Consider the following 15137-nt stretch of genomic DNA (forward strand, 5'->3'; position numbering starts at 1 on the left):
TCTACCGTTGCAGAAGTGGGCGAGAACGCCCGTGATCACGACGGGCACGAGAGAGGAGCATGCCGTGGACTGGTCGATCCAGGAGATCGCGAAGCTCGCCGGCACGACGAGCCGCACCCTGCGTCACTACGACGACATCGGGCTGCTCGCGCCGACGCGCATCGGGTCGAACGGCTATCGCCACTACGACGACGCCGCGCTCGTGCGCCTGCAGCGCATCCTGCTGCTGCGGGAGCTCGGACTCGGGCTCCCCGCGATCGGCGAGGTGCTCGATCGAGAGGAGAGCGCGCCGCACGCACTGCGCAGTCACCTCGAGTGGCTGCGCGGCGAGCAAGGCCGGCTGGCGCGACAGATCGCGTCGGTCGTCAGCACCATCGGAGCACTGGAAGGAGGTGAACAACTGATGGCAGAGAGCATGTTCGACGGCTTCGACCACACCCAGTACAAGGAGGAGGTCGAGGAGCGATGGGGCAAGGACGCGTACGCGAAGAGCGACGCGTGGTGGCGCTCGATGAGCGCCGACGAGAAGGCCGCCTGGCAGCAGCGCGTGTCGCAGCTCAGCAGCGACTGGATCGCGGCGTTCGAGCGGGGTGTCGACCCCACCGGCGACGAGGCGCAGGCGCTCGCGCAGCGGCACTTCGAGTGGCTGCGCGGCGTGCCCGGCACGCCGGGCGGCGGTGGCGCGGGCCCGAGCAAGGAGTACTTCCTCGGCCTCGCCGAGATGTACGTGGCCGACGAGCGCTTCGGCGCGAACTACGGCGGCCAGGCGGGTGCCGAGTTCGTGCGCGACGCGATGACCGCGTACGCGGAGCGCGAGCTCTAACAGGCGCGCGGCAAACGTGCAGTCGCCCCCGAGGTGTCCCGACCTCGGGGGCGACTGCCGTCTGGGTTTCAGCAATTCAGGAGCGGAGGTGTGTCGCCCGGCGTGTCGTCGCGGTTGTGAGGGCGACTCGCCACCGCCGTCCTGAATTGCTGCAGGGTGGTGGGCGTCAGGAGACGGATGGCGCGGGCGCCGCGGCATCCGCTCGCCCGTCAGCCGGTGCCATCGCTGAGGCCGGTGCGACCGACGCCGACCGGCGCTTGATCGCGAACATCGGGATCGTGACCTGGCACAGGGGGCCGACGAGCAGCGCGAAGGCCACCGTGCCGATGCCGACGTTGCCGCCGAGCGCCCAGCCGATCGCGAGCACGACGAGCTCGATGCCGGTGCGCACGATCCAGATCTTCCAGCCGGTGACGCGGTGGAGTCCGGTCATGAGCCCGTCGCGCGGGCCGGGGCCGAAGTGCGCGCCGATGTAGAGGCCCGTGGCGATCGCGAGCACGACGATGCCGGCGGGCAGCAGCAGCACCCGAACCCAGAGGTCGAGGCCCGGCGGGATGAGCCAGAGTCCGATGTCGGCCGCGGGGCCGACGAGCAGTGCGTTCATGACCGTGCCGAATCCGAGTCGCTGCCGGATCGGGATCCAGAGCAGCAGCACGACACCGCTCAGGATGACCGTGATGAGCCCGAACCCGAGGCCGGTCTGCTTCGCGATGCCCTGGGTCAGCACGTCCCACGGGGCGACGCCGAGCTCGCCGCGCACGATGAGCGCGATGCCGATGCCGTAGAGGAACAGTCCGACGAAGAGCTGCACGAGACGGCGCACGAAGACGGGGGTCGAATCGGCTGTGGCGAAGCGGATGGAACGGGGCATTCTGCAATCCAATTGCATGATTGGCCTGTTCGCAAAGAGCCAATTCGTCTAAAGTGGCTCGAATGGCGGAGTCCACACTGAGCGCGCGAGCGCTCGAGAACCTGCTCGGCGACTGGCGCAGCGGCGCCGGCAGCGCGTACCACGCGCTCGCCGAGCGCATCCGGCTGCTCGTGCTCGACGGTCGCATCCCGGTCGACACCCGGCTGCCGGCCGAACGCGACCTCGCCGAGCGACTCGGCCTGAGCCGCACGACCGTGACCGCCGCCTACCGGCACCTGCGCGAGCAGGGCCTCGTGCTGAGCGTGCGCGGCTCGGGCAGTGTGGCCCGGCTGCCCGGAGTGCCGACCATGCTTCCGCCGGCTCCGGCCGCCGAGTACATCGACTTCTCGAAGGCGGCCCCGCCGGCCCTGCCGTGGCTCCCCGACCTCGCGCGGCAGGCCGTCGACGACCTGCCCGAGCACCTCGGCGACGCCGGGTTCGACCCCATCGGCACCCCGGCGCTCCGTGCGGCGATCGCCGACCGCTACACCGCGCGCGGACTCCCGACGACGCCCGAGCAGATCATGGTCACGATCGGCGCGCAGCACGCGATCGCCCTGCTCTCGCGCGCGCTCATCGGGCGCGGCGACCGGGCGATCATCGAGGCGCCGACCTACCCGCACGCCTACGAGGCGCTCCGCGCGGCCGGCGCCCGGCTCGTGCCCGTCGGCGTCGCGCCTCGTGACGCGGCCGACCGCACTGCCGACCCGAACGGCCGCGCCGAGTCCGAAGCGCTCGTGCGGGCGATCGGGCACTCGAACCCCGTCGCCGCGTATCTGATGCCCGACTTCCAGAACCCGACCGGCCGTTCCCTGACGGCCGAGGCCCGCGAGCGCGTGCTCGATTCGGCCGCCCGTCAGGGCACCGTGATCATCGCCGATGAGACGACCGGCGAGCTCGACATCGACCGCCCCGAGTCGCTGCTGCCGATGGCCGCCTACGGCCCGGCGATCATGGTGGGCTCGGTCGGCAAGACCGTGTGGGGCGGCGTGCGCGTCGGCTGGATCCGCGCCGACCGCCCGCTCATCCGTCGCCTGCTCGCGGTGCGGTCGCCCGGCGACCTCGGCACGCCGATCATCGAGCAGCTGCTCGTGACCCGTGCGCTGCCGCACATGGACGACATCCTCGACCTGCGCCGCGAACAGCTCCGCGCCGGCCGCGACCGGCTCGAGGGGCTGCTCGCGCAGTCGTTCCCCGAGTGGCAGGTGCCGCACGTCGACGGCGGCATCGTGACCTGGGTCGGCCTCGGCGCCGCCGTCAGTTCGCAGCTCGCGCTCGCCGCCCGCTCGCAGGGCCTCATCATCGCCGCCGGCCCGCGGTTCGGCATCGACGGGGCGTTCGAGCGCTTCCTGCGCCTGCCGATCTGCTATCCGGCCGAGACGACGGATGCCGCGGTGCAGGCGCTCGCCCGCGCCTGGCGCTCGCTCTCGGGGGCGGCGCCGGTGCCCGAACAGAGCATGCTCGCCTCGGTGATCTGAGACGCGGGTCGCGGGTTCGCGTCGCGGGTTGCGGGATGCGGGTTGCAGTCGCGGGTATCGCGTCGCGCGTCGTTCGCTCTGGAAGCGCCACGTCGCCGCACGGCGTGGGAGTGCGGGGCGGCCGGACGACTGCGCTCGTCGGACCGCCCCGACCGGCCGTGGTACGGGCACACCGCGGCCTGCCGTGCCGCACGGGTCTGCGGCACGGAGTCTGTGGGGCAGTGATCTGCCGGGGGCGCGAGCCCGGCGCCGGAAGGGCGGCGCCGGGCCCATCCCGTTGCTAGCGCTTCAGCGCGAACCGCCGGAACCCGACGAGCACGAGGCCCGCGAGCATCGCGAGTGCCGCGAGCGCGAGCGCGAGGCTCGAGGTGTCGGTGCCGGTCGACGCGAGCGTCGCGGCATCCGTCTCGCCCGACCCGCCGGAGCCGCTGCCCGAGGCGACCGTCGAGCCGCCGTCACCCGGAGAGGTGGGCGTCGTCGGGTCGGTCGGGTCGACGGGGTCGACCGGGTCCACGGGGTCAACCGGGTCCACGGGATCGACCGGGTCAACGGGGTCGACCGGGTCCACCGGGTCCACCGGGTCCACCGGGTCGACGATGGTCGTCGACCCGTCGGTCTCGCTGTCGCCGATGACCGAGACGGCGTTGCCGCCGATGGTCACGGGCAGGGACAGGTTCGGCAGCAGCTGTGTTCCCCCGAGCAGCCCGCCGTTCCCATCCGTCGTGGCCGAACCGCCCCCGGTTCCTGGCATCACGACCGTCTCGGAGTCGGTCGACGTACTGTCGCCGATGCCCGAGATCGCATTGCCGCCGACCGTCACCGGCAGCCCGAGGCTCGGCAGCAGCTGCGTGCCGCCGAGGATCGAGTCGTCGCCGCTGGTCTCGGCCGAGCCCGAGCCCGAGCCCGACTCGACGACGGTCGTCGCGTCGTCGCTCGTCGAGTCTCCGACGATCGAGATGGCGTTGCCGCCGACCGTGACCGGCACCGCTGCGCCGATGATCGCCTGCGTGCCGCCGAGGATCGACTCCTCGCCGCCGGTCTCGGCCGAGGTGCCCTCGCCCGATGCCGTGCCCGACTCGACCACGGTTGCGGCGCCGCTGCTGGTGCTGTCGCCGATGACCGAGATGGCGTTGCCGCCGAGCGTGATCGGAACGTCGATCCCGCCGAGCACCTGCGTGCCGCCGAGGATCGAGTCGTCGCCCGAGGTCGACGCGCTGCCAGCGTCGTTCGAGCCGCCCGAGCCGCCCGAGGCGACCGCGGTGCCCGCGCCGTCGGACGACGAGTCGCCGATCAGCGAGATCGCGTTGCCGCCGAGGGTGACGGGAATCGACACGTTGACGAGTCCCTGGGTGCCGCCGAGCAGCGAGTCACTGCCGCTGGTCTCGGGCGCTGCGGCCGCGGGGGCCGTTGCGACCGGTGCGGGTGCCGGGGCGACCTCGGTGGTCGCACCGTCCGTCGACGAGTCGCCGATGACGGAGATGGCGTTGCCGCCGATCGTCACCGGAACCGACAGGTCGATGAGCGCCTGGCTACCCGAGCCGATGCCGTCGTCACCCGAGGTGACGGCGACGGGCTCTGCGGTGTCACCGCTCGAGACCGCGGTGGTCGCGTCCTGCGACGACGAGTCCCCGATGAGCGAGATCGCGTTGCCGCCGAGCGTGATCGGCAGGTCGATCGAGATGCCGGCCTGGCTTCCCGACAGGATGCCGTCGTCGCCGGTCGTCTCCGACGCGTGGGCGACGCCGGCGCCGAGGAGCGAGAGGCCCCCGGCGAAAAGGGTCGCATAGAGCGCCCTCAAGAGCAGTTTCTTCATGATCCAGTCCTCCTGAACTGATGGGGTGAATACGCTCCCGCGCAGGGAGCGATGACCGTCTTCCGCCTCACGTGCAGGCGGAACGGCCCCCGTCAGTCAGGGGTGGAGTCGGTGTCGTAGACCGGCGACGACGGCAGCTCGTCGTCGACCGAGTTGAGTGCGAGCGACGCGAGCGCGTCGAGTTCGAGGGCGGCGTAGGCCGCGTCTGAAGTGCCGGATGCCGCGCCGCCGCCGTTGCCCGCAGCGCCGGTGCCTGAGCCCGAGGCGCCCAGCGCGGGCCCGCCGGGTGCGGGCGAGCCGTCGCCGACCGGCGAGCCGTCGCCCGAGGGCGCGATCGCGCCGGTCTCGGCGCCGACGAGCGACGAAAGATCAGTGGTGTGCGTGCGGGCCGAACTGCTCGAGAGTGCGGCGTCCTGACCGCCGGCGGCAACGCCCGGAGGCGCCCCCGCGTGCCCGGTGGGCGGCGGTTCGCCGGGCACCTGGCCTCCTGGTCCGCCGGGTGTCCCGGGGCCCCCGGGGTTGCCCGGAAGCAGCGGGATCGACGGAAGCTGGGGGAGCACGCCGCTGCCATCGGTGGGCAGGGCGGGCAGCGTGCCGACGACGGTGCCGAGCGTGTCGTCGACGAGCCCGGCCACGGGGCCGAGCACTCCGCCGACCGTGTCGTTCGGGAGCAGCGCTCCGACGACCGGCAGCTCGTTCACGATGCCGTCGACGAGTTCGGCGACCGGGGTCGTGATGCCGCTGACGGTGTCGCCGCCGGCGATGCCCGACACGGTGCCGGTGATGCCGTTGACGATAGTGCCGACGGCCGTGTTTCCGCCGCTGACCACGGTGTTCGCGGTCTCGGTGACGGTGTCGACCGTCTCTGGCACGACCACGGCGACGGGCTCCGCCACCGGTTCGGGCAGCACCTCGACGACGGGCTCGACGACCTGGTTCACGGGGCTGACGACCGTCTCGACGACGCCGCCCACGAGGCCGCCGACAGCGCCGGTGACCTCGGTCACGCCGCCGAGCAGCGAGCCGACCGTGCCGAGCAGTCCGCTGCCCGAGTCGCGTTCATCGGCCGAGGCGCTCGGTGCGCTCGAGAAGAGCGAGACGACGAGCCACATGGCGCTGAGGGCGGTCGCGAGGAGGGCATAGCGGAGCCACGGCACCTGCCGTGCAGCATCCGCGGAGCTCATCGCGACCCTCCGTTCCCCTGTGGCCACCCTATGTTGGGTCCTCTCGTGACGATACCCCCCGGACGGGGGCCACCCTGATGCAGCGCGCCGAATGCGGAACCGGGATGTCGCCGGAAATCCATCGGCAGGGTGATCTCCGCGGCGACCTCGCCTGCGAGAATCGAGCAATGCACCTGCTCGCAGCGCTCAGCATGAAGAACCGTGCCCTCATCGCGCTCATCACCGTCGTCGTCGCGATCTTCGGCGGCATCTCGCTGACGAGCCTGAAGCAGGAGCTGGCGCCGTCGATCGAGTTCCCGCAGCTCTCGATCGTGACGAGCTACCCCGGAGCGTCGCCCGACATCGTCAACGCCGACGTCTCGACGCCGATCGAGACCGCGATCCAGGGCATCACGGGTCTCGAGTCGACCTCGACGACGAGCTCGACTGGCCTGTCGCGCGTGACCGCGAGCTTCACCTACGGCACCGACCTCGCCTTCGCCGAGCAGAAGATGCTCTCGGCCGTGAACCGCATCTCGGGCCAGTTGCCCGAGGACGTCGACCCGCAGGTCATCGCCCTCAGCCTCGACGACTTCCCGGTGCTGCAGATCGCCGTGACCGGCGCCGACGACATCAGCGCGCTCTCCGACGAGATCGAGCGCACGACGCTGCCCGAGATCACCGACGTCGACGGCGTGCGCGAGGCGAGCCTCGTCGGCGAGATCGGCCAGCGCGTCACCATCACGCCCGACCCCGCGAAGCTCGCGGCGTACGGCATCACGCAGCAGGCGATCCGCGACGCACTGCAGCAGAACGGACTGCTGGTGCCCGCCGGCACCATCACCGAGGGCGACTCGACCTTCGCGGTGCAGACCGGCACGCGCATCCACAGCGTCGACGAGATCGCGGCGCTGCCCGTGCTCGGGGCGACCGAGCAGGTTCCGGATGCCGCGGACGAAGCGCCGACCGACGCCGAGGCGCCGACCGACGGCGCGACACCGCCCGGTGGTGCGCCGCTGCCCGATGATGCCGCCCCGCCGGGAGGTTCCGAGCTGCCGGAGGGCCTCGTCACCACGACGAGCGTGCCCGCCGCCGCGACGATCGCCGACGTGGCATCCGTCGAACTGACCGACAACCCGGTCTCGAGCATCTCGCGCGTCGACGGCGAACCGGCGCTGACGATCTCGGTCACGAAGCTCCCGGCGGCGAACACCGTCGAGGTCTCGAACGCCGTGACGGCGCTGCTGCCCGACCTCGAGTCCTCGCTCGACACCACGAACCCCGGCGCGAGCTTCACGGTCGTCTTCGACCAGGCGCCCTACATCGAGCAGTCGATCGAGTCGCTCGCGACCGAGGGCATGCTCGGCCTCGTGTTCGCGGTCATCGTGATCCTCGTCTTCCTGCTCTCGGTGCGGGCCACGCTCGTCACCGCGATCTCGATCCCGACCTCGGTCCTCATCACCTTCATCGGCCTGCAGGCCGCCGACTACACGCTGAACATCCTGACGCTCGGCGCCCTCACGATCGCGATCGGACGCGTCGTCGACGACTCGATCGTCGTCATCGAGAACATCAAGCGGCACCTCATCGAGGGCGTCGACAAGGCCGCGACGATCGTGCACGCCGTGCGCGAGGTCGCGGGTGCGATCACCGCCTCGACCATCACCACGGTCGCGGTCTTCCTGCCGCTCGCGCTCGTCGAGGGCGTGACGGGCGAGCTGTTCCGACCGTTCGCGCTGACCGTGACGATCGCCCTCGTCGCCTCGCTTCTCGTCTCGCTGACGATCGTGCCGGTGCTCGCGTACTGGTTCCTGAAGCCCGCGAAGCTCGCCAAGCACGAAGACGAGGCCGAGGTGGCGGCCGCCGCGTTCGTCGACGACGTCTGGCTCGCGCCCGAGCTGCGCGACGAGACCGGGGCGACCGGGCTCCCGGCGCACGGCGCCGCTTCCGCTGGTTCCGCCGCTTCCGCCGGCGCCGCCTCCCGAGCCGCGACGGCTGCGAAGCCGAAGCCTGTGGCCCCCGCCGACGAGCTCGAGCACCCCTCGCGACTCCAGCGCGGCTACCTGCCGATCATCGAGTGGACTCTGAAGCACGGCGTTGTGACCCTCATCGTCGCCGGCCTCGTGCTCGGCGGCACGGTCGCGCTCATTCCGCTCATGAAGACGAACTTCCTCGGATCCTCTGGGCAGAACACCTTCCGCGTGACGCAGGAGCTGCCCATCGGCACGAGCCTCGACGCCATGGACGAGGCCTCGCAGCCCGTCGAGCAGACGATCCGCGACACCGAGGGCGTCGAGACCGTGCAGACCTCGATCGGCTCGGGCAGTGGCCTGACCGCGGCGTTCGGCGGCGGCGGCGCCACGATCACCTACTCGGTCACGACCGATGAAGACGCCGACCAAGACGCCCTGCAGGCGAGCGTGCGCGACGACCTCGACGCGCTCGACGACGTCGGCGAGGTCACCCTCGCCGCCTCGAGCGGGTTCGGCGCCTCGAGCGACATCGAGGTCGACATCACCGCCTCGAACGCCGAGGACCTGCAGGCGGCCACCGATGCGGTGGTCACGGAGCTCGACGGCATCGACTCGCTCGCGCAGGTCTCGTCGAACCTGTCGGAGTCCCAGCCGTACGTCGCCGTCGAGGTCAACCGAGCGGATGCCGCGGCAGCGGGCTTCTCAGAGGTGGCCCTCGGCGGGTTCGTCTCCGCCGCGATGCAGCCCCAGCGCGCGGGCACCGTCGTGATCGACGAGAAGACCCTCACGATCTACCTCGCGACCGACACCCCGCCCGCGACCGTCGAGGAGCTCTCGGCCCTCGAGGTGCCGACGCCCGCCGGCCTCGTGCGGCTCGACTCGCTCGCGACCGTCGAGAACGTCGACGGACCGGCATCCGTCACAACCGTGCAGGGCCTGCGCAGCGCGACCGTCTCGGCGACGCCCTCGGGCGACGACCTCGGCACTGCGAGCGGTGCGGTGGCCACCGCGGTCGACTCGGTCGACCTGCCCGCCGGCACGACCGCCTCGATCGGCGGCGTGAGCGCCGACCAGCAGGAGTCGTTCTCGCAGCTCGGGCTCGCGCTCCTCGCGGCCATCCTGATCGTCTACATCGTGATGGTCGCGACGTTCCGCTCGCTGCTGCAGCCGCTGCTGCTCCTCGTGTCGGTGCCGTTCGCGGCGACCGGTGCGATCGCGCTGCAGGTCATCACTGGCGTGCCGCTCGGCGTCGCCTCGCTCGTCGGCGTGCTGATGCTCGTCGGCATCGTGGTGACGAACGCGATCGTGCTCGTCGACCTCGTGAACCAGTATCGGGATCGCGGCATGAACGTGCGCGACGCGCTCGTGCACGGCGCCTCCCGGCGTCTTCGCCCGATCCTCATGACCGCGCTCGCGACGATCTTCGCGCTGCTGCCGATGGCGCTCGGCATCACCGGGCACGGCGGTTTCATCTCGCAACCGCTCGCGCTCGTCGTGATCGGCGGTCTCGTGTCGTCGACCGCGCTCACGCTCGTCGTGCTGCCCGTGCTCTACGACCTCGTCGAGGGCGGTCGCGAGCGGCGCCGCGAGAAGCGGGCCGCGAAGGCCGCGGGCCGAGCGGATGCCGCCGTGCCGGCGCTCGCGGGTGCGGGTGCTGCCGCGGGTGGCGCCGTGACGACGGCACCCGCTGCGGCACCCGCTGCACGTGAATCGGAGCCGACGCCTGCCGAGCCCGACGCCGCCGAGCCCGAGTCCACGCCCGCCGAGCCCGAGCCCGCCGAGCCGACGCCGGCCGAGCCCGCGGAGTCCGATGCCGACGCATCCGATGCCGACGGCGACGGGTCCGACGACGGCGACGCAGGCAGCACCCCGCCGCCCCCGTGGGCCTGACCCCGACTACTCGGCAGGGGGCACGGCGGGCGGCGCGAGCGCGGCGATCTTCGCGAGCAGTGAAGCCCGCTCCTGCTCGTTGCCGGTGAGGCGGGCTGCGGTCTCGAGCTCGCCGCGCGCCTCGCCGATGCGACCGAGCCGGCGCAGCAACTCGCCGCGCACCGCCGGCAGCGGGGCGTAGCCGGCGAGCTTGCCGCTCGCGACGAGACCGTCGACGATGCGCAGGGCGCTCGCCGGCCCGGTCGACATCGCGACCGCGACGGCCCGGTTCAGTTCGACGACGGGCGACGGCGCGAGGCGTCCGAGCGCCTCGTAGAGCAGCACGATTCGCGCCCAGTCGGTGTCGTCGACGGATGCCGCGACCGCATGGCACTCGGCGATCGCCGCCTGCAGGCCGTACGCGCCGCGACCGCGGCCGATGGCGTCGGCGCGGGCGAGGGCCGCCTGACCGCGCCCGATCTGCGCGCGGTCCCAGCGGGAGCGGTCCTGCTCGTCGAGGGGGATCGGGGTGCCGTCGCGGGCGGTGCGCGCCGCGAAGCGCGAGGCCGTGAACTCCATGAGGGCGACGAGCGACTGCGCCTCGGGTTCGCGCGGCATGAGGCCCGCCACCATGCGGGCGAGCCTGAGGGCCTCGGCCGAGACATCCGGTCGCACCCATTCGTCGCCCGCCGCGGGCAGGTAGCCCTCGTTGAAGATCAGGTAGAGCACCTGCAGCACTGAGGTGAGCCGGGCGGCGTACTCGTTCGGCTCTGGCACCTCGAACGGCACCTTCGCGGCCGCGAGTGTCTTCTTGGCCCGCACGATGCGCTGCTGCACGGTCGCCGTCGGCACGAGGAACGCGCGTGCGATCTCTTCGGAACCGAGGCCGCCGACGATGCGCAGCGTCAGCGCGATCTGCGCCTCGCGCGAGAGCACGGGATGGCACGACACGAAGATCAGTCGCAGGATGTCGTCGTCGATCGTGTCGGGATCCCAGAAGGTGTCGGATACCGCGGCGCCGTCTCGCTCAAGATCATGGGCCATCGCGGCGTACCGCTCGTCGAGCCGCTCGCGGCGGCGCCATCCGTCGATCGCCCGGCGCTTCGCGACCGCCGTGAGCCAGGCGCCCGGGTTGTTCGGAACGCCCTCGGCCGGCCACTGCCGGAGCGCCTCGACGAGCGCCTCCTGCGCGAGGTCTTCCGCCTGGCCGACATCGCCGACGAAGCGCGTGAGCGTCGCGACGATGCGCGCCGACTCGATGCGCCAGACCGCGGCGACGGCGCGCCGGGCACGGTCGGCGGCGGGGTCTGCTGCTGCGCCGACTGCGGCGTCGCCAGCAGTGCCGACTGCGGCGTCGGCCGCAGTGCCGCCCGTGCCCGGGGCATCCGTCTCCGTCATGGGAGTCGACCTACGCGGTGCCGAGGCGACCCTCGGCCTCTTCGCGCCAGCCGGCCTCCTTCTGGATCCACTCGTTGTCCTGCGGGAAGTCCTCGAGCTCGGTGACGCGGCGCACCTCGAGCTTCGAGCCGGGCCCGAGGGGGCAGCGCTTGGCCCACTCGGCCGCCTCTTCGGGGCTCGAGGCCTGGATGATCCAGAAGCCGTTGAAGAGCTCCTTCGTCTCGCCGTAGGGGCCGTCGGTGACGACCGGGGGAGTCGAGTCGAAGTCGACGACGAAGCCCTCCTTCGCGTCGGTGAGGCCCTCGCCCGCGAGCAGCACGCCCGCCTTGATGAGCGACTCGTTGTAGGCGCCCATGGCGGCGATGACCTCGGTGAAGTCGAGGTTCTCGTAGTCCTCGACGGCCTGGTCGTTCGAGCGCATGATCAGCATGTACTTCATGGTGGTTCTCTCCTTCACGGTGGGGGCCGAAGTGCCCGCCTCACTCTGGCGTCGAACGGGCGACGGCCGGATCGACATCGCCCGAGAATTTCTTTTCATCATGTTGGCATGCGCGTCGGACTTGCGTCGTTGATACCCTAGGGGGGTATAGTGATCTGACCGACGAAAGGACCGAGGAATGACGCTCGCACCAGAAGGCCGAACCGAGATCGACGTCGCAGGCGGCGGGTGCTCCTGCTGCGCGATCGACACGACGGATGCCGCGGCTCCCGCCGATGCCACGACCGACGCCTCGCTCGTCGAGGCGACGTTCGGCGTCGCGGGCATGACCTGCGGCAGCTGCGTCGCCCACGTCACGCAGGAGCTCACGGCGATCGACGGCGTCGATGGCGTCGACGTCGAGCTCGTCAACGGCGGCGTCTCGGGCGTGACCGTGCGCAGCAGCGCGCCCATCTCCGACGCCGCGATCGCCGCGGCCGTCGAGGAGGCCGGATACCGGGTGGCGGAGCGATGAGCGACGCGGGCCGCGCCGGCCGCGTCGGCGCCCGCGTCGGCACCGGCGCACGCGCGATCGCGCGCCGCCGTAGCCTGGCCAAGACCCTGCCCGCCGTCGCGCTGGGCATCGCCGGGCTGCTCGCGCTCGTGGGCTGCGCCGCCAACGGCGGCGACCCCTCGGGTGACGCGCACGACGGCCACTCCGGGGCCGAGGTCGAGACCGAGGCGCCCGCGAACGCCGGCACCGCGGCCGACGTGATGTTCGCGCAGATGATGATCCCGCACCACGAGCAGGCGCTCGAGATGAGCGGCATCATGCTCGCCAAGGCTGGGCTCGCCCCCGAGGTCGCTGCGCTCGCCGAGGAGATCCAAGCCGCGCAGGGGCCCGAGATCGCGCAGCTCGAGGCCTGGCTCGACGAGTGGGACGCCCCGCGCGAGGGCGGCGGGCACGAGATGAGCGGCATGCTGAGCGCCGACGAGCTCGCCGCGCTCGAGGCCGCCGACGCGGCCACCGCGTCGCAGCTCTTCCTCGAGCAGATGATCGAGCACCACGAGGGCGCGGTCGAGATGGCCGAGGAGGAGATCGCGAGCGGTTCGCACGCGGGTGCGATCGAGATGGCCGAGGCCATCGTCGCGACGCAGACGGCTGAGATCGAACGGATGCAGGCGCTGCTCGAAGGCTGACCGACGGGCTACGGTCGAGGTGGGGGCATGGAGCGGCGACACATGCCGGCCCCGCCGCCACCCATGACCGACCGTGCTCGGAGGGCCGATGGAACGCAGTGACGCCGAGGTCGACGAGCTGACCGCGCTCGACCGGGACAGCACCCGCGCCGTCGACCCGGAGACGACGTGACCGGCGGCCGGGCGCCGCAGCTGCAGGGCGCCGTCGCCCGCTCGCCGTTCCCGCCGATCGCCCGGTTCGCGTTCCTCTCCGACTGCCACACCGGTGCGCTGGTCGCACCCGACGGCGCGATCGGATGGCTCTGCCCGCCGCGGTTCGACGCCCCGAGCGTCTTCGCGACGATCCTCGACCGGCAGGCCGGCTACTTCCGGTTCGGTCCGTTCGACGTCAACGCGCCCTCGGCGCGCGCCTACGAGCCCGGCACCAACGTGCTCGTGACGACGTGGAAGACCCCGACCGGCTGGGCCGAGGTGCGCGACGCGCTCACCATCGTTCGGCGCTCGGCCGCCGACACGACCACCCCGCATACTCGCGCTCCGGCCGACGACGACGCCGCGCACTGCCTCGTGCGCACGGTGACCTGCCTCGACGGACACGTCGAGATGGAGCTGCTGTGCGAGCCGGTCTTCGACTACGGCCGCGTCGGCGCCGAGTGGGAGGCGAGCGACGAGCATGAGGCGACCGCGAGCGGCGCCGGGATGCAGCTGCGCCTCCGCTCCGACCTCCCGCTCGGCGTGCAGGGCGGTCACGTGCGGGCGCGGCATACGCTGCGCGCCGGTGACCGGGCGTTCTGCTCGCTCTCGTGGGCCGACGACCTGGCCGGCCCGTCGACGTTCGAGGAGGCCGCGGCCGAGCTCGACTCGACGACGAGCTATTGGCGCGACTGGCTCGGCGACGCGACGATCCCCGATCACCCGTGGCGCGAGGCGCTCGAGCGCTCGGCGCTGACGATCAAGGGGCTCACTTACATGCCGACCGGGGCGACGGTCGCGGCCCTCACGACCTCGCTCCCCGAGACACCGGGCGGCGAGCGCAACTGGGACTACCGCTACAACTGGATCCGCGACTCCTCGTTCACCGTGCAGGCGCTGCACTACCTCGACCTCGACTGGGAGGCCGACGAGTTCGTCGAGTTCCTCTCTGGGCTCGAGGCCAACGGCGACGGCTCGCTGCAGATCATGTACGGCATCGACGGGCGGCGCGACCTCACCGAGACGACGCTCGACCACCTCACGGGCTATCAGGGTGCTCGCCCCGTTCGCACGGGAAACGGCGCGTTCGCGCAGCGCCAGAACGACCTGTACGGCGCCGTGCTCGACGCGATCCTCATGCACGCCCACCGCAGCCAGCGCGTGCCGCGTGCGCTCTGGCCGCTGATCCGCTCGCAGGCCGAGTGCGCGACGGCCGTCTGGCGCGAACCCGACCAGGGCATCTGGGAGGCGCGCGGCGAGCCCCGGCACTACGTGTCGTCGAAGATCATGTGCTGGGTCGCGCTCGACCGTGCGTCGAAGCTCGGCACGGTCGTCGGCGATGCCGAGGCGGCGACGCGGTGGCGCGGGGTCGCCGACGAGATCGCCGCCGACATCCTCGCCGAGGGGGTGAGCGAGCGCGGTGTGCTGCGCCAGCACTACGGCACCGATGCGCTCGACGCATCCGCTCTGCTCGCGGCGATCTACGGGTTCCTGCCGCCCGACGACGAGCGGCTGCGGGCGACCGTGCTCGCGATCGCCGACGAGCTCTCCGAAGACGGGTTCGCCCTGCGCTACCGCACCGAGGAGACCGACGACGGGCTGTCGGGCCGCGAGGGCACCTTCCTCATCTGCTCGTTCTGGCTCGTGTCGGCGCTGACGATCATCGGCGAGGGCGCTCGTGCCGTCGCGCTCATGGAGAAGCTGCTGCGCATCGTGTCGCCGCTCGGCCTGCTCGCCGAGGAGTTCGACAGCGAGACCGGGCAGCACCTCGGCAACTTCCCGCAGGCGTTCTCGCACCTCGCCCTCATCGAGGCCGCACGGCGCATCATCGTGATCGAGAAGCTGCTCGAGTTCGTCTGACATCCGTGATTCCTGCTGCCCATCCGATCTTATATAGTGG

The 15137-nt window shown here is 71.9% G+C and carries 11 protein-coding genes; 6 read left to right on the top strand and 5 right to left on the bottom strand.

The genetic code is table 11. From position 1 onward, the window contains the following. Positions 1–64 precede the first annotated feature (64 nt). Positions 65–823, top strand: a complete 759-nt coding sequence (locus VPH61_RS13410) for a MerR family transcriptional regulator (RefSeq protein WP_332064002.1) — start codon at positions 65–67, stop codon at positions 821–823. 166 nt (positions 824–989) lie between these two features. Here the strand turns inward: VPH61_RS13410 and yczE are convergent, their stop codons facing one another. Beyond that, positions 990–1694: a membrane protein YczE gene (gene yczE / locus VPH61_RS13415; protein WP_332064003.1), complete on the bottom strand. Its 705-nt coding sequence runs from the start codon at positions 1692–1694 to the stop codon at positions 990–992. 62 nt (positions 1695–1756) lie between these two features. On the opposite strand from yczE, the gene yczR reads away from it, so the two are divergent. Continuing rightward, a complete protein-coding gene (gene yczR, locus VPH61_RS13420) occupies positions 1757–3211 on the top strand; it encodes a MocR-like transcription factor YczR (RefSeq protein WP_332064004.1) in 1455 nt (484 codons plus the stop codon). Between the two features lie 280 nt (positions 3212–3491). Here the strand turns inward: yczR and VPH61_RS13425 are convergent, their stop codons facing one another. Both VPH61_RS13425 and VPH61_RS13430 read right to left on the bottom strand, forming a co-directional pair. Beyond that, entirely contained in the window at positions 3492–5024 is a 1533-nt protein-coding gene (locus VPH61_RS13425) for a beta strand repeat-containing protein (protein ID WP_332064005.1), read from the bottom strand. 92 nt (positions 5025–5116) lie between these two features. Next, on the bottom strand, positions 5117–6208 hold the full coding sequence (locus VPH61_RS13430; protein WP_332064006.1) for a hypothetical protein: 1092 nt from the start codon (positions 6206–6208) through the stop codon (positions 5117–5119). A gap of 167 nt (positions 6209–6375) precedes the next feature. Between VPH61_RS13430 and VPH61_RS13435 the strand changes: the two genes are divergently transcribed. After that, a complete protein-coding gene (locus VPH61_RS13435; RefSeq protein WP_332064007.1) occupies positions 6376–10050 on the top strand; it encodes an efflux RND transporter permease subunit in 3675 nt (1224 codons plus the stop codon). 6 nt (positions 10051–10056) lie between these two features. Here the strand turns inward: VPH61_RS13435 and VPH61_RS13440 are convergent, their stop codons facing one another. Continuing rightward, complete coding sequence (locus VPH61_RS13440; RefSeq protein ID WP_332064008.1) at positions 10057–11427, bottom strand: RNA polymerase sigma factor; 1371 nt, start codon at positions 11425–11427, stop codon at positions 10057–10059. 10 nt (positions 11428–11437) lie between these two features. Then, positions 11438–11866, bottom strand: coding sequence for a YciI family protein (locus VPH61_RS13445; RefSeq protein WP_332064009.1), 429 nt, complete (start codon positions 11864–11866; stop codon positions 11438–11440). 178 nt (positions 11867–12044) lie between these two features. Here VPH61_RS13445 and VPH61_RS13450 point away from each other — a divergent pair, with 178 nt between their 5' ends. The 3 genes from VPH61_RS13450 (at position 12045) to VPH61_RS13460 (ending at position 15097) form a co-directional block, all read left to right on the top strand. Further along, positions 12045–12380, top strand: coding sequence for a heavy-metal-associated domain-containing protein (locus tag VPH61_RS13450; RefSeq protein ID WP_332064010.1), 336 nt, complete (start codon positions 12045–12047; stop codon positions 12378–12380). After that, positions 12377–13045 (top strand): DUF305 domain-containing protein, encoded by a 669-nt coding sequence (locus VPH61_RS13455; protein WP_332064011.1) that lies wholly within the window; start codon positions 12377–12379, stop codon positions 13043–13045. Before VPH61_RS13450 ends, VPH61_RS13455 begins: the two co-directional genes overlap by 4 nt. A gap of 168 nt (positions 13046–13213) precedes the next feature. Next, entirely contained in the window at positions 13214–15097 is a 1884-nt protein-coding gene (locus VPH61_RS13460; protein WP_332064012.1) for a glycoside hydrolase family 15 protein, read from the top strand. Positions 15098–15137 lie beyond the last annotated feature (40 nt).

This window comes from Agromyces sp. CCNWLW203 (assembly GCF_036576125.1).
Lineage (GTDB): Bacteria > Actinomycetota > Actinomycetes > Actinomycetales > Microbacteriaceae > Agromyces.